This is a genomic window from Solibacillus kalamii (genome assembly GCF_002174535.1).
Classification (GTDB): Bacteria; Bacillota; Bacilli; order Bacillales_A; family Planococcaceae; genus Solibacillus; species Solibacillus silvestris.
Genome location: NZ_NHNT01000006.1, coordinates 59,788 through 77,706, shown reverse-complemented (window position 1 = coordinate 77,706; position 17,919 = coordinate 59,788). Strand labels below are relative to the sequence as shown.

Annotated in this window: 17 protein-coding genes and 1 pseudogene; 11 read left to right on the top strand and 7 right to left on the bottom strand. The window is 38.7% G+C overall.

Annotated elements, in window-relative coordinates:
- The first annotated feature begins 25 nt into the window (after nt 1-25).
- A complete protein-coding gene (locus CBM15_RS10430; protein WP_087617447.1) occupies nt 26-1,288 on the top strand; it encodes an MFS transporter in 1,263 nt (420 codons plus the stop codon).
- Nucleotides 1,289-1,347: 59 nt separating this feature from the next.
- On the top strand, nt 1,348-1,587 hold the full coding sequence (locus CBM15_RS10425; RefSeq protein ID WP_087617446.1) for a hypothetical protein: 240 nt from the start codon (nt 1,348-1,350) through the stop codon (nt 1,585-1,587).
- Nucleotides 1,588-1,651: 64 nt separating this feature from the next.
- Here CBM15_RS10425 and CBM15_RS10420 read toward each other — a convergent pair whose 3' ends face one another.
- Entirely contained in the window at nt 1,652-1,882 is a 231-nt protein-coding gene (locus CBM15_RS10420; RefSeq protein ID WP_008405628.1) for a DUF1540 domain-containing protein, read from the bottom strand.
- Between the two features lie 307 nt (nt 1,883-2,189).
- Between CBM15_RS10420 and CBM15_RS10415 the strand changes: the two genes are divergently transcribed.
- Entirely contained in the window at nt 2,190-3,677 is a 1,488-nt protein-coding gene (locus tag CBM15_RS10415; RefSeq protein WP_087617445.1) for a class I adenylate-forming enzyme family protein, read from the top strand.
- Nucleotides 3,678-3,753: 76 nt separating this feature from the next.
- Nucleotides 3,754-4,245 (top strand): annotated as a pseudogene (locus CBM15_RS10410) (catalase-related domain-containing protein); the annotation flags it as partial.
- Nucleotides 4,246-4,288: 43 nt separating this feature from the next.
- Here CBM15_RS10410 and CBM15_RS10405 read toward each other — a convergent pair.
- The 5 genes from CBM15_RS10405 to CBM15_RS10385 form a co-directional block, all read right to left on the bottom strand.
- Nucleotides 4,289-5,194 (bottom strand): ABC transporter ATP-binding protein, encoded by a 906-nt coding sequence (locus CBM15_RS10405; RefSeq protein ID WP_008405631.1) that lies wholly within the window; start codon nt 5,192-5,194, stop codon nt 4,289-4,291.
- Nucleotides 5,187-6,239 (bottom strand): ABC transporter ATP-binding protein, encoded by a 1,053-nt coding sequence (locus CBM15_RS10400; RefSeq protein WP_087617444.1) that lies wholly within the window; start codon nt 6,237-6,239, stop codon nt 5,187-5,189. Before CBM15_RS10400 ends, CBM15_RS10405 begins: the two co-directional genes overlap by 8 nt.
- A 15-nt stretch (nt 6,240-6,254) precedes the next feature.
- Entirely contained in the window at nt 6,255-7,190 is a 936-nt protein-coding gene (locus CBM15_RS10395) for an ABC transporter permease (RefSeq protein WP_087617443.1), read from the bottom strand.
- Entirely contained in the window at nt 7,190-8,119 is a 930-nt protein-coding gene (locus CBM15_RS10390; RefSeq protein WP_087617442.1) for an ABC transporter permease, read from the bottom strand. Before CBM15_RS10390 ends, CBM15_RS10395 begins: the two co-directional genes overlap by 1 nt.
- A gap of 131 nt (nt 8,120-8,250) precedes the next feature.
- A complete protein-coding gene (locus CBM15_RS10385; protein WP_087617441.1) occupies nt 8,251-9,918 on the bottom strand; it encodes a peptide ABC transporter substrate-binding protein in 1,668 nt (555 codons plus the stop codon).
- Nucleotides 9,919-10,240: 322 nt separating this feature from the next.
- Between CBM15_RS10385 and CBM15_RS10380 the strand changes: the two genes are divergently transcribed.
- Nucleotides 10,241-10,738, top strand: a complete 498-nt coding sequence (locus CBM15_RS10380) for a YehS family protein (protein ID WP_087617440.1) — start codon at nt 10,241-10,243, stop codon at nt 10,736-10,738.
- 245 nt (nt 10,739-10,983) lie between these two features.
- A complete protein-coding gene (locus tag CBM15_RS10375) occupies nt 10,984-11,883 on the top strand; it encodes a radical SAM/SPASM domain-containing protein (protein ID WP_087617439.1) in 900 nt (299 codons plus the stop codon).
- A gap of 58 nt (nt 11,884-11,941) precedes the next feature.
- On the opposite strand, the gene CBM15_RS10370 is transcribed toward CBM15_RS10375, so the two are convergent.
- The gene (locus tag CBM15_RS10370; protein ID WP_087617438.1) at nt 11,942-12,517 is read right to left on the bottom strand and encodes a metallophosphoesterase family protein; all 576 of its coding nucleotides are present in this window, start codon (nt 12,515-12,517) and stop codon (nt 11,942-11,944) included.
- A gap of 212 nt (nt 12,518-12,729) precedes the next feature.
- Between CBM15_RS10370 and CBM15_RS10365 the strand changes: the two genes are divergently transcribed.
- The 5 genes from CBM15_RS10365 (at nt 12,730) to CBM15_RS10345 (ending at nt 17,908) form a co-directional block, all read left to right on the top strand.
- On the top strand, nt 12,730-13,575 hold the full coding sequence (locus CBM15_RS10365) for a MurR/RpiR family transcriptional regulator (RefSeq protein WP_087617530.1): 846 nt from the start codon (nt 12,730-12,732) through the stop codon (nt 13,573-13,575).
- 57 nt (nt 13,576-13,632) lie between these two features.
- On the top strand, nt 13,633-15,036 hold the full coding sequence (locus tag CBM15_RS10360) for an extracellular solute-binding protein (protein ID WP_087617437.1): 1,404 nt from the start codon (nt 13,633-13,635) through the stop codon (nt 15,034-15,036).
- A 98-nt stretch (nt 15,037-15,134) separates the two neighbouring features.
- Nucleotides 15,135-16,028 carry a carbohydrate ABC transporter permease gene (locus tag CBM15_RS10355; protein ID WP_087617436.1) on the top strand — a complete coding sequence of 298 codons (894 nt, stop codon included), beginning with the start codon at nt 15,135-15,137 and terminating at the stop codon, nt 16,026-16,028.
- A gap of 13 nt (nt 16,029-16,041) precedes the next feature.
- On the top strand, nt 16,042-16,866 hold the full coding sequence (locus tag CBM15_RS10350) for a carbohydrate ABC transporter permease (RefSeq protein ID WP_087617435.1): 825 nt from the start codon (nt 16,042-16,044) through the stop codon (nt 16,864-16,866).
- Between the two features lie 10 nt (nt 16,867-16,876).
- The gene (locus tag CBM15_RS10345; RefSeq protein WP_087617434.1) at nt 16,877-17,908 is read left to right on the top strand and encodes a serine hydrolase domain-containing protein; all 1,032 of its coding nucleotides are present in this window, start codon (nt 16,877-16,879) and stop codon (nt 17,906-17,908) included.
- Nucleotides 17,909-17,919: the final 11 nt, after the last annotated feature.

Below are 17,919 nucleotides of genomic sequence, written 5' to 3'. Positions count from 1 at the left end.
AAAAACATTATGGGAGTCGTGATCATTGGAAAAACAGAACAGTAGGTACAGATGGGTAGTATTTGTTTCGGTATTGCTTACGTATTTGTTGATGGCTAGTCAGCGGACAGCGCCTGGATTGATTACTGATCAATTGATGAATGATTTTAATATTACGGCCACGACAATCGGATTAATAACAGGTGTTCAATTTTTTGTTTATACTAGTCTGCAAATTCCAATGGGGATTTTGGCGGATCGCTTTGGTCCAAATTTTTTTCTTATTTTTGGTGCAGTCCTTGCCGGGGGGGGAACGGTTCTTTACAGTGTAGGAACGCATGAATCGGTATTATTTCTTTCGCGAATTTTTACCGGAATAGGGGATGCGACCATCTGGGTTAATATGATGCTCATATTAGGACAGTGGTTTTATAAAAAGGAATTTGTCCGTTTAGTTGGTTTTGCCGGGATGACAGGCAGTTTAGGTTTCTTGTTGGCGACTGTGCCATTTTCGGCATGGATTGGACTCCTTGGATGGAGAGGGGCATTTTTCTCATTGGGACTTCTTGTAAGCTTATGCGGAGTACTATTATATGTTGTCCTGATAAAACAAGCAAAAAAGGCTTTCCCGCAAATTACGCCTGTAGTAAATGAGCCTGTCCAACGCGAAAAAACAGCTGGTATCGTAAAAAGAGTCTTTTCCAGCCGTCAAGCATGGGCATTATTTTTATGCCATTTTGGGGTAGTGGGTGGCTATGTTGGATTTATCAGTTCGTGGGCTGTGCCGTACGGAATGGATCTTTACGAAATGAGCCGGTCACAGGCGAGCCAGTTAATTATGGTTGGGCTCGTTGGTGCAATTATTGGTGCACCTTTTATGAGCTGGGTTGCAAGTATGTATGAATCGATAAAAAAACCTTATATAGCAGTGCAAACGATTGTTTTTGCAAGCTGGTTTATGTTTCTTTTATTTCAAGGATATCCGTCCCTGATCGGAGTTATTGTTCTTTTCTTCCTTATCGGCTTCGGATATGGAGCAAGTGCATTGACATTTGCTGCTGTACGGCAGTCATTCCCAATGAAAGAGTCTGGCATTGTATCGGGATTTGCCAATACAGGAGGCTTTTTAAGTGCCGTCCTATTGCCGATTTTTTTAGGTGCAATATTAGACTATGTTCAGGCAAGCTCGTTAAATTTACAAAATGGGTACTTTTACGGGTTTATTATTCCAGTTATTTTTTCTTTAGTCGGTTTAATTGGAATTATGTTATACAAAGAAGGATCTGTTACGGAAACAATGTCGACTTGAGCAAGTAATTACATAAACAATTGTTCATCGCACATCCTAGTAATTGAGGAGGTGGATGAATGAACGAGAAAAAATTCACAGAAGCAGGAACAGATGTTGATGAAGTAAAGAGATTGAATGCAGCGTCCGGTCTTTCTTATAATGACACGCTTGCTTTACTTGCCAAGGAACAGGAAGTAAAGACCACTGATGAAATGCCGCTTCGACCATTAACAGAAAATCTGGAAGTCGACAGCAGTACTTATAAAATCAGTGAGGTACCTGGTAGTGGGCAATTAGGTGGCAATGGTCCACATTAAATTTTTATGAAAAAGGAAGCTGTCTTGAAAGTGTATACTTTCTAGACAGCTTCTTCAAAATTAATTAGTGCTGCTTATCTTTTTTAGAAATAAACGTTTTGCAGCAAGTGTCGCTGGAAGACTTCGCTTCTTTTTGTTTAGGGGCCTGCAAATCAAAATCAGAAGCAAACTCCGTCCGTTCTTTTTTGTTGGTTATACCTTCCATATCAATTTCTATTTTTTCTGCCCCACAAAAATTTCCCTTTGCATGGAAAAAACAATCTGATACAGTACATTTCACCTCTAAAGTTGGCATTAGCTTTCCTCCTCTTTGATTTAGCAATAATGAAGAAAAAGGCGCTTGATCTTGATCGCTTTCCTTTTAAAATCTTCATCATTAATTTGTCCACTCTGAATGTTTTTATGTTCAAATAAAATGGATGTATTAACTTTATTTGACAACTAGCTTATCCAAAATAAACGTATACCATTCGCGGAACCTAATAAATAATTCAATTTTCATTAGTTGCTAAAAAATAAAAAAATGAAAATATTGCATTAGTTAGCTACAAATTGTTAAAATTTAGAATATTAAGATATTTATATACTAAGGGGGATGTTAAATGACAGTTTTACAGGCATTAGTTGACCAAGCTCTGGAGACACCGAATGCAACGGCTATTCAATTTGAAAATGAAGTATGGTCATACGATGAACTTCTGGATAATTCCCGGAAAATTGCAGGTTATCTAATTGAAAAGGGTTTTCAAAAGGATGATATTGTAGCAGAGTTTGCACTCAACTCCCATTTATTTATGGCTGTTTATTATGGTGTGCAGCTCGCAGGCTTAACCGTAATGCCTGTGAATACAAAACTGGCTCCTCCTGAAGTCGATTTTATATTTAAGCATTCAGAAGCAAAAGTGTTAATTTATGATGAAAAACTGCAAGAGACGATTGATCTCACGACACATGGTTTTCAGGAAATTCTTTCACTATCACAAATCAAAAACATTTTGAATGAACAAAGTACTTCTCCAGCAATGCCGGAGTTAGAGCTCGAGGACACGTCCGTTGTTATGTATACATCCGGAACGACGGGAAAACCAAAAGGGGTTATGCTCAGTCACCGAAACATTTTAGAGACTGCGCAAATCTGGTCTGACTCAATGAATATGACAAATGAGGACCGCATGTTTATTTGTACACCATTATTCCATTGTGCAGGCAGTCATGTATTTGCAGTGCCGACAATTTATAAGGGGGGAGCGGTTCTTATTGAAGAAGCATTTTCACCAGACCAGACTCTGAAAAATTTAGTTGAAACAAAGGCATCCATTTTCTTTGGTGTACCGGCAATGTATACCATTTTGTTAAATAAACCTGAGCTGCAGTCCTATGATTTTAGTGAACTGCGCCTGTTCTGCTATGGGGCTGCACCAATGCCGTATGAGCTTGTGAAGCGTCTGAAGGATACATTCCCTAATGTAAAAGTACAGAACTTATACGGGCAAACGGAAAATTCACCCGCAGCCAGCTCATTGCTGGATGATGCGGCACTGTTTAAAATCGGTTCAGTAGGCAAACCGTTAGCACGGACGGATATTCAGCTGCGCGATGCGAATGGTGAAATTGTGTCATTAGGGGAAGTCGGGGAAATTTGCGTGAGAGGTCCCCAAGTAATGAAGGGATATTTGCGCGCACCGGAAGAAACAGCCAAGTCGATTCAGGAGGGGTGGCTGTATACCGGAGATTTAGGCCGTTTTGATGAGGAAGGCTATTTATATATTGTAGATCGCAAAAAGGATATGATCATTCGTGGAGGCGAAAATATTTACCCAATTGAAGTGGAAGAAGTACTGTACCAAATGCCTCAAATTCTGGAAGCCGCGGTCGTAGGAATCCCACATGAAGTTTACGGTGAAGTTCCTAAGGCATTTGTTGTATTAAAGGAAGGCAAGCAACTAATGGAACAAGATGTACTGGACTATTGCATGACACAGCTGGCAAAATATAAAGTTCCATTTGAAGTTGACTTTATCGATCAACTGCCACGTAATGCTTCCGGTAAAGTACTGAAGCATACATTAAGACCAAAACAAACCATATAAATAAACGTAGCCTCGATTTTTGTCGAGGCTATTTTTCTTGAATAAAATAAGGCCTGTTTACCAACCCTTTGCAATGCCTGTCGATAAAATGGTGATCAATAAAAATCCGGAAGACTATTTCACAGAAGTGGAACAGGTTGCTTTTGGTACGGGGGTATTAGTGGACGGGCATGAAAATCCGCATATTAACTATGAGCCATCGTTATTGGGCGGATTAAAAGAAGCGAAGCAAAGCGGAAAAGAACATACGCCTTTTGTCGAAGGAAATATCGTTCGCCAGCCAATCGACCGTACAAATGATACGAAGCAAGCCGGGGAAACTTACCGCAAATTCGAGAAGTGGGAGCAGGATGACCTGATTTTGAATTTAACGACCGATTTAGCGAAGTGTGCACCTGTCATTCAGGAAACGATGATTCGATATGCCGAAGAAGCAGATGAAGAATACGGGCGTCGTCTTCGTGAGAATTTGAAAAACTCGAATGAATCAGGACCGCTTGGTAATCCGGATAATGATAAAGCAGTACAGGAAGCGATTGATAACAGTAGAGAAACAGGACCACTATAATGAAAAAAAGCCGAGTACTCAATTTGGATACTCGGCTCTCTATTTATAACCAGCTGGCAAGTTGCTGTTTTGTGGCAAATACGAAATGCCCGGGACGTGCTTCTAAAGTCTCCGCATTTTCTGGTGTTTCTTCATGCTTGTATGGAATACGAACACGTTTACGCTCATACTCAGGGTTTGGTTGAGGTACGGCAGAAAGTAAAGACTTTGTATAAGGATGAATCGGATTGTTGTAAATCTCGTCCGCATCACCTAACTCTAAAATTTTCCCGCGATACATAACAGCAATACGATCCGAGATATACTTCACCATCGATAAATCATGGGCAATGAATAAATATGTTAAACCACGTTCTTTTTGTAGCTGCTTTAATAAGTTAACGACTTGAGCTTGAATAGATACGTCTAGAGCAGAAATTGGCTCATCCGCAATAATGAAGCTTGGATCCAAGCTTAATGCGCGGGCAATCCCAATACGTTGACGTTGACCGCCTGAAAATTCATGTGCATAACGGTTTGCATGCTCACGGTTTAAACCAACAGATTCTAACAGCTCTCCAATTTTTTCCTGACGCTCTTTTTTATTTTTATGAAGGCCGTGAATATCATAGCCTTCCGCAATAATTTCGCCAGCTGTCATCCGCGGGTTTAACGATGCGTAGGGATCTTGAAAAATCATTTGCATGTCGCGGTTGAATTGCATCGATTCTTTTCGTGAAGAATAAGAATTCACATTTTTTTGGTTAAATAAAATTTCACCTTCTGTAATATCATACAGGCGAATAATTGAACGTCCCGTTGTTGATTTACCACAGCCTGATTCACCCACTAGTCCAAGTGTTTCGCCTTCATAAACGTCGAAGCTAATGCCGTCAACCGCTTTAATAGGCTCTTTGGCAGTACCGAAATATTGTTTTAATCCTTTTACTTCTAAAATCTTTTTACGCATTAGCTGTGCCTCCTCTTGCCATTTCGATCCGGCGAGCAACCGCCTCAGGAAGTGGAATTTTTGGAGCATTCGGATGAAGTAACCAAGTTTTTGCGTAATGAGTGTCAGAAACTTGGAACATCGGTGGCTCTTCCTCATAGTCGATTGCTAAAGCCAGCTCATTACGAGGGGCGAATGCACAGCCGATAGGTGGATTAATCAAGTTTGGCGGCGAACCAGGTATTGCACGTAATAACTCATCTGTAGAGTTGTTTAAGTCGGGCATTGAACCTAGCAGACCCCAAGTATAAGGATGCTTAGGGTTGTAGAAAATGTCCTCTACTGTGCCATACTCAACAATTTGTCCGGCGTACATAACGGCAACGCGGTCAGCCACGTTTGCCACGACACCTAAATCATGGGTAATAAAAATAATCGACGTATTCGAACTTTTTTGAATGTCCTTCATCAATTCTAAAATTTGCGCCTGAATCGTTACATCGAGTGCTGTTGTTGGTTCATCGGCGATTAAAAGCTTAGGATCCGCAGCAAGGGCAATTGCGATGACAACTCGCTGACGCATCCCCCCAGAAAGCTCGTGTGGATAAGAAGCAAACCGTTTTTCGGGAAAAGGTATACCAACCTGATTTAATAATTCAATGGAACGCGTTTTCGCTGCCCCTTTACTGGAAACTTTTTTATGCTTTAATAAAACTTCCATGATTTGCTTGCCGATACGCATCGTTGGGTTTAGTGCAGTCATCGGATCTTGGAAAATCATTGCCACTTCATTGCCCCGGATTGACAACATTTCTTTATCAGAAAGAGGAATCAGATCACGGCCATTAAATCTAATTTCGCCATTTGCATAAATACCGGGTGGCTCAGGAATCAGCTTCATCAAAGCATTACTCGTAACACTTTTACCTGAGCCCGATTCACCTACGATAGCCAATGTTTCGCCTTCGTATAGTTCAAAGTTTACGCCTCGTACAGCTTGTACAATACCGGCGTACGTTTTGAAGTGAATATGTAAATCATTAACTTCTAAAATTTTCTTCTTCATCTCATACACCCCTTTCTACTTACGTAATTTCGGATCTAAAGCATCGCGAAGACCATCTCCAACAGCGTTAAATGCGAAAATCGTTAACGAAATGAAGAGGGCAGGGAACATTAATCGCCAAGGTGCAGATTGGATTGCCTTATTTCCTTCTGAAGCCATTGTGCCCCAACTTGCAAGCGGCTGCTGTACCCCTAAACCGATATAGCTTAAAAATGATTCTGTAAAGATAGCAGCTGGAATAGTTAATGTCATTGTTACTAAAATGGCGCCCATTGCATTTGGGATTAGGTGACGTTTAATTAAATGCCATGAACCAGCGCCTAATGTGCGAGAAGCTAAAACAAATTCACGACTCTTAATTGAAAGTACCTCAGCACGAACGATACGTGCCATGTTTACCCATCCCGTAAAGGATAGGGCGATGATCATAGGAATTAATCCTTTCTCCATAACGACTAGTAAAATGATAACAACTAATAAATAAGGAATCGCTGTTAACACATCGGCAATACGCATCATAATATTGTCAACGCGTCCACCAAGCAATCCTGAAATACTTCCCCAGAGAACACCAATAATTAAATCAATCACAGCTGCGGCAAGACCGATGAATAACGAAATTCTTGCGCCAATCCAGACACGAACGAATAAGTCGCGTGCAAGGTCGTCTGTACCGAACCAGTGGGCAGCTGAAGGGGCTGTATTGTAAAGACCCGTATTTTCTTCATAACTCCAAGAGGAAAACATCGGTGCAAAGATAGCCATAATTGTAATAAACGCTAAAATAACCAAGCCTATAATTGCTAGCTTGTTATGTGAAAACCGGTACATTACCTCTTGCCAAAATGAAATTTGCTTTTTGTTTAGAGAATCCGCATCACTTGGACGGGCGCCTACAATTTCAAAACGCTCCGGAGCGATTTGTTCATTAAATTTATTTTCTAAAGTCATTATTTTTTCGCTCCTTTCAATTTGATACGAGGGTCAATGTAGTGATACAAAATGTCTACAATTAATACCGCAAAGAGTAAAATAATTGAATAGAAAACAGTTACACCCATAATCGTCGTATAATCACGATTCGTAATAGATTGTACGAAGTGACGGCCAATACCCGGTATGGCAAAAATTTGTTCAATAATGAAACTTCCTGTCAATACGCCTGCAGTTAAAGGTCCTAAATAGGTGATAACCGGCAACAACGCATTACGAAGCGAGTGTTTAAATACAATTGTCCATTTTCCGATTCCTTTAGCACGTGCAAGCTTTACATATTCACTGTTATTTTGTTCCAGCATACTGGATCGAGTTAGCTTCGCAATAAATCCAACATGTGTCAGGGCAATAGCGACTGCAGGTAAAACCGTGTAGCTAAAGCCTTTCCATCCAGTCACAGGGAACCACCCCAATTTTAGTGATAAATAGAGCTGTAATATCGCTGCAAGTATAAAGGAAGGGACAGAAATTCCTATAACAGCGATGACAGTCGACACATAGTCAGGAAATCGATTGTGATATAGCGCTGAAATAACACCTAGTAAAATTCCAAAACCTACTGCTAAGAGCATTGCTTCTAAACCTAGTACTAATGAAACAGGGAATCCTTCGGAAATCATGTCGTTTACTGAACGTCCTTTATATTTCATGGATTCTCCAAAATCAAATGTAAGGGATGAGATTAAATAATCTTTATATTGGATGTACCATGGATTATCAAGTCCGTATTTTGCATTAAGTTGCTGTTCGATTGCTGGTAATAGCTCACGCTCACTGGCAAATGGGCTACCTGGTGCAAGCTTCATTAAAAAGAACGTTGCCGATATGATGAAAAATAATGCTACCAAAATATAAATTAATCGCTTGAAAATGTAGTTAAGCACTAAACAGACCCCCTTTTTGTTAGAATGAAATGAATATTCTGAAATATATAGAAAGGCTGCCCTAAATCACATGGATTCTGAGCAGCCTTTCATGTAAACATACACAGTAAGTTGTGTTGATATGTTAAAAATTATTTGTTGATATCAACATTTTTAAGTGAAATATTACCTAATGCATCTGGCTCCATGCCTGTTACATAATCTTTTACGATGTAAGGGTTAGTGTAGAAGTAGATTGGCGCAACTGGAACTTCTTCAGCCATAATTGCTTCTGCTTGTAACATAATCTGAGTACGTTTGTCTGGATCTGTTTCAGTAACTGATTGTTTCAATAGGTCAGCGTATTCAGCATTTTCCCAACCAGTATCGTTGTTTCCGTTTTCTGCAGAGTTATACATTTCCAGGAATGTATAAGCATCGTTGAAGTCAGCAATCCAACCTAAACGACCTACTTGATAATCTAAGCCAGAAAGTTTATCTAAATATACTTGCCATTCAGAGTTATCAAGTTTTACTTTAATACCTAATTCTTTTGTCCATCCTTGTTGAACGAATTGTGCAATTGCAGCATGAGCTTCAGAAGTGTTGTGAGAAACTGTAATTTCTAATTCAGAAGGATCTGATAAACCAAGTTCTTCTAAACCTTTTGCTAAATACTCTTTAGCACCTTCGAAATCAGCATCTTTGAAATAACCTTCATCATCACCAAATCCATCTACTGAGTTTGGAACATATCCCAATGCAGGTTGTTGTTCCGCCTTCGTAATGTTGGCAATTAAGCTTGCACGGTCTATTGCTAAAGTTAAAGCTTTACGAATATTTACGTTACTTGTCACTTTGTCTGTCGTGTTGAATTTATACCAGTAAACACCAGAGTACTCTGCTACTTTAAGCGTGCCTTCTGATTTTAAGCGATCGATTGCATCAAGGGAGATCGAACCATAATTTGTTCCTAAGAAGTCAACTTCCCCAGCATCAAACATGTTCATTTGAGAAGCTTCAGATTCAACGATTGCTACGTTTACCGTATCAATTTTCACGTTCTCTGCATCCCAGTAATTTTCTGATTTAGTGAATACCAAGTTACCATTGTGAACCCACTCCGTTAAAGTGTAAGCACCATTTGATACGATTGTGTCTGCCTCAGTGTACCAGTTAGCATTTGCTTCTTGAGTAGCTTGGTGAATTGGTGAAAATGTTTTGAAAGCAGTTAATTCCAAGAAATATGGTGTTGGAACTTCTAATGTTACTTCTAAAGTTTTGTCATCCACAACTTTAATACCTAAATCATCGGCAGAGCCAGTACCTGAGTGGTAAGCTTCAGCGCCTTTGATTGGATATAAAATTGAAGCATATTCAGAAGCGTTTTCAGGCGTTAATGCCCACTTCCAAGCAAAAGCAAAGTCGTTTGCTGTTACAGGGTCGCCGTTAGACCATTTTGAATCACGTAATTTAAATGTATAAGTTAATAAGTCATCGGAAATTTCATAGCTCTCTGCGGCAGCTTCAACCGGAACGCCGTTTTCCATTGTCATTAAACCTTCAAAAATGTTGTTGATTGCTGTACTTGATGTAGTATCAGACGCTAAACCCGGGTGTAAAGACGGTGGTTCAGACATAAATACTAAGTTAAGCTCTTTTGGTTCTGATGAAGTGCTTGTAGACCCTTCATTGTTTGTTTCAGTACCTGTAGAACCTTCCGATGTTTCATTGTCCTTACTGTCGTCCCCACCACATGCCGCAAGTACTACAGATAGTACAAGTGCCATGAAAAGTGTTAGAAACTTGTTCAATTTCATCTTAAAACCCCCCATTTTGTGTAAAAACATGATATTTTTTGCAAATTAATGCAATATAACTATATCAAATCTTCAGAAAATTATAAACCTATTTTTTTATAAATAACGTAAATTTTCTGTTTAGAGCATAAAATTACTATTTAGTGTTATTTATTTTACGTGGGACTTTTTGAATTCAAAACATCGTGAATACTAGTTTTTGCTGAGTGGAAATGTATAAAAAAATACGCTAAAAGATATGGAACGGTTAAGAGATCACGCTAACATTCCAAGTCCAACCTCTGATATAATATTTGCTAGCGAAAGAAGTATGGAGGTTATTATGGATAATAATGATATTCTCATCCGAACGCGTTACGCATTGGATTTGAAAAATAGAGAAATGATTGAAATTTTTAAGCTTGGTGGTATAACAGTGAAACCAGAAGACATGCCAAAAATGTTAACGAAGTCATTGGAAAAAGATGAGGAAGTGCCAGCTGACTACGATCAAATAAAAGTTAACAACAAAACATTAGAAGGATTTTTCAATGGCTTAATTACTCATAAACGTGGTCCAATGCCGAAAAAGGAAGGGCAAGCAGCGCCAGTACAAGAAAAGCAGGATCATATGAATAATATGGTACTAAAAAAATTAAAAGTAGCATGTCAATTAACTGCAGAAGAAATGCTGAATGTGCTGGATGATGGTGGAATTGCCGTTTCGAAAGGTGAACTTGGTGCAATTATGCGTAAGCCAGGGCACCGCAACTACAAAGAATGTGGCGATAACTTCACAAGAAAATTCTTAAAAGGGTTATCAGTACGATATAGAGGATAAAACGGAGGATGTCTAATTTTAGGCATCCTTTTGAGTGCGTAAGCGCACTTATATACAACTACTTGAACAATCTAGAAGTCGCCAACTTCCTTTTTGCTGATAAAATTTGATACAATGAACAGTATTGTTTAATTTCTTTCATCATGTATTCAAACACCTACTGAAAGAAGTTAAGGTCTCCGGCAAATTAGAGGCAATGATGCAAAGGTATAATTGATATAAAATAAAGGAATGGTGAACGAGCGTTGAAAACTTTTAAGAAAGTGTATATCGAAATTACAAGTGTATGTAATTTAGCATGCAGCTTTTGTCCACCTACAGAGCGCGCAAAAGGATTAATAAAGGTAGAGCAATTTGCTCATATTTTAGATGAAATTAGCGGCTATACAAAATATATATACCTACATGTAAAAGGGGAGCCTTTATTGCATCCGCGCATCGGGCAATTACTTGATATTGCACATGAAAAGGGCTTTAAAGTCAATATTACGACAAACGGGACATTAATTAAAAAGAACCGTGAAAAGCTTTTAGGCAAGCCTGCACTCAGACAAATAAATTTTTCGCTTCATAGTTTTGACGGACATGAAGGTTCTGAAAACCGAGAAAAGTACTTAAGTGATATTTTGGAATTTGTACGGGATGTACGTAAACATAATGTTATTATTTCTTACCGCCTATGGAATTTGCAGCGTAATAATGTTTCCGAACTGGCAAACCGTAGAAACCGCGAAACACTTGAAATTCTCGAAAAAGAGTATGAGCTGGACTATGAAATTCAAGAGCGGGTAGAAATGGGGTCAGGAGTAAAAATTGCAAAAAACATCTATTTAAACCAGGATCATGAGTTCCGCTGGCCGAGTCTGCTTGAAAAAGCGGATGAAGGAAAAGGGTTCTGTCATGCATTGCGTACACATGCAGCCATTTTAGTAGATGGTTCTGTTGTTCCTTGTTGTTTGGATGGCGAGGGTGTTATTAATCTAGGGAATGTCCACGATCAAAAGTTCGGCGATATTATTACTACAGACCGTGCACAAAACTTGGTAGATGGTTTTTCACGTCGTGAAGCAATTGAAGAACTTTGCAAAAAATGCGGTTTCCGCCAAAAGTTTGGCATGGATTCCGAACTGCCGGATGTTTTGTAACCCGCTATATTGATAGATTAAAAAGGCTGTCCTGAGTTCACTTCAGGGCAGCCTTTTCCTATTGCGCCTGCATAAAAGTGACCGTCATTTCCTCACTGTCATATAGGCACCATTCTTTATTATCTACGACAGGACCGACATTAATCTGGTATTGTTTTTTTCCAACTGCCAGCGGGATATCGTAAGGGACAGATTGTCGTAGCCCATCCTTATAGATTGCTGCTTCATGACTATGTCCAAAAAACAGCAATGGCGTTTGGATGTTAGGGAAGGTAGGATTGAATGTCTTATCCCACTCTATTTGGTGCCCGTGAATTAAAGTTGCATGTTCAATTACAAGCGCATTTTTATATTGGAGAAAACGATTATCCCCTGTTACAAGAGCAATCCGTTCTTCCTGGTTGCCGATGATTGAAGGGAATGTTAAGAGACTCATAAACTTATCATCAATAATTGCCGCATCTTTTAGCTTTGCATGACGAATCATTTTCGCCTTTTTCTTGCCGATTTTACACTCGAATAAATCCCCTAAGCCAATAATCTCTGCATTGGGTGCTACTTGCTGTATATGGTTTAACACCCTTTTAGTATTTTTATAATGCGAATGTAAGTCACTTAAAATTGCATACTTCATTAAGAATCACCACCGTATAATTGAATTTCTACAATAGTATAGCAATAGTCAATTTATCGATAAAATAAAACATTTATTTCCTTTTATTTTCAGAAAATTTAAAATAAATCCTTGACGACTAGCAATATAGGTTTTATTATGAAGTTAAATTTCATATATTTTACATTAAAAATGAAGTTTTACAACATTTTGTTTGAGAGTAGGTAATGAATTTGGAAAATAGTATTGAAAGAATACGTTCGGGGATGGAATTGCTGAAACCTGCAGAAAGAAATGTAGCTTTATATATTTTAAGTCACTTAGAGGATGTTATTCGCATGCCGATTGCAGTGCTGGCAGAAAAGGCTAAAACAAGTGAAGCAACAATAGTGAGAATGTGCAGGGCATTAAACTTTTCCGGATTCAAAGATTTAAAACTAAGTATTGCTACAGCACCTACTCTGGAAATTCAAAACAACCACAATTTTGAACTGGAAAAAGATTCGACCATAATGCAAATGATACAGACCATTGAAATGCACAATATCGATGCAATCCAACGAACGCTAATGATTAATGGAGAAAGGGAATTGGAGAAAATTATTCACCAAATTAATAATGCAAGAAAGATTATCTTTATCGGCATCGGGGCCTCAGCAATCGTTGCGCAAGATTTCGAACATAAATTGAAACGGATTAATAAAAACTGTGAAACAATTTTCGATAGTCATGGGCAGCTAATTGCAGCGGCACATGCAACGAGCGAAGATGTTGTATTCGCAATCTCGTACTCAGGTGAAACGAAGGAAGTTATTAATGCACTTACCGTTGCAAAAGAGAATAAAGCAACGATTATTACCATGACACAAAACAAGCGAAATACAATACAAAGCTTTGCAGATTCTGCTCTGTACGTTGTTTCTAACGAAGCAGATATTCGTAGCTCGGCAACCGCATCACGCATCGCCCAACTGACATTAATTGATATTTTATATACAGGAATTGCCACATTAAACTATGATAAATCGATTATTGCGTTAAATCGCACACTCGAGGTAATTAAGGGTTTTTCTCGTTAATATTGGTGCTGACTATATTCATATAGTTAACATAATGAAAATGAAGGGGTGTAATGTATGTTTGTTATCAAAGAGAGAAAGCAGACTTGGTTTTTAGTAGCATTAATGAGTTTAATGCTATTGCTCGTAGCGTGTTCGAATGATGAGGAATCAAACAGCGACACTGAAGGAAACAGCAGTACAGAACAATCAACGACTTCATCGGATAATACTTCTACAGAAAGTACAGGGGATGGGTTATCAGGAAAACTGGAAATTCAATATTTCGTTGGAGGATATGGTGACGGATGGTGGAAGCAAGTTATAGGGGACTTCCAAAAACAGCATCCGGATTTAGAAATTGTAGAACATGCAGGTCCGAATATTAATACGGAGATGAACACACGCTGGATTTCGGAAACACCACCTGATGTCGTCTATATCGATGGAGCAGGAGCTAGTGAAACACAAATGATCGCTGAAGGTCAGTTAATGGATATTAGTGAATTTGCAAAAGGGATTAAACTTGAAAATGGTACAGCATTATTAGATAGCTTTATCTCACCGGCAGAAGAAGTAGATGGCGGGAAAATCTATAGTTTGCCATTAGTATTCGATACGTGGGGAACTTGGTATGATGCGAAGTGGTTTGAAGAAAACGGATGGGAAGTACCAACAGATTTTGACAGCTGGATCAGCTCTATGGAAAAAATTAAAGCCGATACGAAAATTGCACCATTTGTAACGACAGGCCAACATACACAATACTTCCACCGTGGCGTATTGAATCCGGCTTTTGCTGCTGCAGGCGGTGAAGAGTTATTAAATGACTTAAATAATGGTGTAGTAGAGGCTTGGAAAAAACCTGAAACGCTTGAAGTATTGAAAAAGGTAGAAAAAATTGCTAAAGCAGGACTAATTGACAGCGGTTTTGCTGCCTACAATCATACGCAATCACAAATGAACTTTTTAATGCATAAAAATGCCTACATTCCAGTAGGTTTCTGGTTACCAAATGAAATGAAAAATGATACGCCGGACAGTTTTGAATTCGGCTTCACACCAACACCGATGAATGATCCTGGTAAGCCATTAGCACTTGTACCGGATATTCGTACAATTGCAATTGCTGAAAAATCGCAAAATCCGGAAGCTGCAAAGGCATTTTTGGAATTCATCTTTACGGAAGAATATGCGCAGGCATTTGCTGAATCAACTGGTGCGATTATGAACATGAAGGACGTTGATTTATCTTCGAATACAAATGTTCAGGATTTCTTGAAAAATATTAATGAAATGATTAACAATCCAGGTGCTGTTCATACGTACAAACGTTACACACCAGATGCTGAACTGCAAAAAATTGCAGTTGAAATTACAAATGAAATTAAATTATTAATTATTGATATCTTACTTGGTGAAATTACTGCTGAAGAATTTGTCGATAAGATGGTGAAAAAAGCAGAAGAGCTAAGAAAATAACGAGAGAGTCACTTTGCAAATAAGTGACTGCTGGAAATGAGGTTGCTAAAAGCTTTTTAGCAACCTTATTTAATCAGTAGAGAAAGGAGTAATGAACAATGACCTTTTCTTCCAAAAGTAAATATTTGTTTTTAGCATTTTGTTTACTGCCGACTTTTCTGCTCTTTTTAATTTTTACTGTTTATCCGATGTTGGGCGGATTGTATTACTCATTTTTTGAGTGGTCCGGAACAAGTGCAAACAAAACGTTTATCGGCTTAGATAATTATATTCGTCTATGGAATGACTCCATTATTAAAAAGGCGATCATAAATGACTTTTTCTTCGTATTTGTAAAAGTTATTGGGATTATGACGCTCGCTCTATTTTTTGCTGTCGCATTGACGCAGCTTAAGATTAAAGAAGCACCATTTTACCGGATTGTATTTTTCTTTCCGAATATTATGTCGGTCGTAGTTATAGGGATTTTATGGCAATTTATTTATGATCCGAATATGGGGATTGTAAATAGCTTATTAAATCAGGTTGGATTAACTGAATGGGCCCGCCCTTGGTTAGGTGATAAAACATGGGTACTTCCTAGTATTGCCATTCCTGCAATCTGGGCAGGGATTGGATTATTTATGCTACTTATTATGGGTGGTATCTCGAATGTACCGAAAAGTTTATATGAAGCGGCAGATATTGATGGGGCATCCGAGTGGCAGCAATTTTGGCATATTACGGTTCCACTCGTTTGGCCACAAATAAAAACATCCATCCTTTATATCATCATTACTTCTCTTAACGGTTCGTTTGTCCTTGTGCAAGTAATGACAGGTGGTGGACCGGGAAGCGCTTCAGAAGTAATGGGGTCATATTTATACCAGCGCGCTTTTGAAGATTTTCAATTTGGCTATGGTGCAGCGATTGGTGTTCTAATCTTGGTCGTGTCGCTTATTACCGTTCTCGTGTCACAATTTATTCTGAAAAAAGAAAAAGTCGAATATTAACGGGGGAATTAAGATGAAAGTAGTTTCACAAATTTTAGTACGTATCCCGTTAATCCTATGGGCGTTTATCGTAATTTTCCCATTAATATGGATGTTTATGGGTGCATTTAAATCGAATGCAGAAATCTTTACGTCACCTTGGTCAATGCCGACAGATTTTAGTATTACAAATTTTGAACGTGCATGGAACGACTATAATATCGGGCGTGCATTTTTAAACAGTTTTTTTGTAACAGTGCTTGGCTCGTTTTTAACACTCATTTTATCCATTCCTACGGCTTATGCGCTGGAACGTGTTCGTTCAAAATTTGGTGAAGTGCTGATTAATGTTTATTTGGCTTCAATGATGATTCCATCCGTTTTAGGTTGGATTCCTCTATTTTTCTTATTAATGAAGTTTAATTTACTAGATAACTTGTGGGCATTATCGCTTGTATATGCCATTTCACATGTACCGTTTACAATTTTTATACTTGTTGGATTTATCGGCAATATTCCTAAAGAGCTTGAAGAAGCAGCGGTCGTCGATGGTATGAGTCCATATGGAATACTGTTTAAAATTGTGACACCGCTTATAAAGTCAGGAATTATGACCGTGACGATCTTGAATGCCATTTCTTATTGGAATGAATTTTTCATGGCGCTAATTTTACTGCAGACAGAAAGCAAAAATACGTTAGGTGTTGCGATGAACTTACTGAAAATAGACGCACAATACGATAGTGCATGGGGTGTCTTGTTTGCGGGATTATGTATTGCTGTCATACCGATAATTGTTTTCTATTCGATCTTCCAACGCCATATCGTAAAAGGTATGACAGAAGGTGCAATCAAATAGGGGGGAGATCATGGCTTTTTCACGAGTTGAACAATTTATTGAAACAGCAATCCAAAACAAAGAACTGCCCGGTGCAGTATTATCTGTGGCAAATGCAAAGGATGTCCTTTACTGTAAGGCATTTGGGATGGCACATACAAAGCAGCAAATTCCGATGTCGGAACAGACGATATTTGATTGTGCTTCATTAACGAAAGTAGTAGCAACAGCAAGCTCGGTTTTATTATTGCTTGAGCAGGGGGTTATTGATTTAGATGATTCCATTAGTTACTACTTTCCGGAATTGAAGGAAATGCATGAAGAAGTTAGGATTCGTCATTTATTAACACATACAAGCGGCTTTCGGGCAGAAATCAAGTTCTATAAAGAAGAGGTAGCTTATGCAGATGTCATAGAACGTATTGCACAGGAAACAGGACGGAAAAATGTAGAGCAGCAGGTGATTTATAGTGATGTAAACTATATTTTATTAGGGAAGCTGATCGAAAAGGTTACAGGTATCTCATTGGCCGACTATGCCAGTAAAACTATTTTTCAGCCGCTTTGTATGCACAATACTCTATTTAATCCGCCTGTCCAGTTACAGGCTAAAGTTGCGGCAACTGAATTTCGTACTTATTTACAGAAACATCAGTGGGGTGAAGTGCATGATGAAAATGCTCTCCATTTTGACGGAGTTAGCGGTCATGCAGGGTTGTTTTCGACTGCTGAGGATTTGACGAAGTTTGCTCAATCTTTTATAAAAAATAACGATTCTATTTTTCGCGAGCATACTAAACAATTAGCAAAGCAAAGTTTTACAGAGCAGCATGAGGAACAGCGTGGATTAGGGTGGCAGTTGTATTCTTCGCCTTCATTTTCCGGCCAATATTTGCGAGACGGTTTTGGGCATACCGGTTTTACCGGCACTTCAATTTGGGTATCAGATGAGAAGCAATTAGCAATTATTTTGGTAACAAATCGCGTTCATTTTGGACGTGGTTGCGAAATTCAACGGTTTCGAAGAATTGTGCACAACTTAGTTGCACTTGAAAATGAATAGATAAGGTGAGT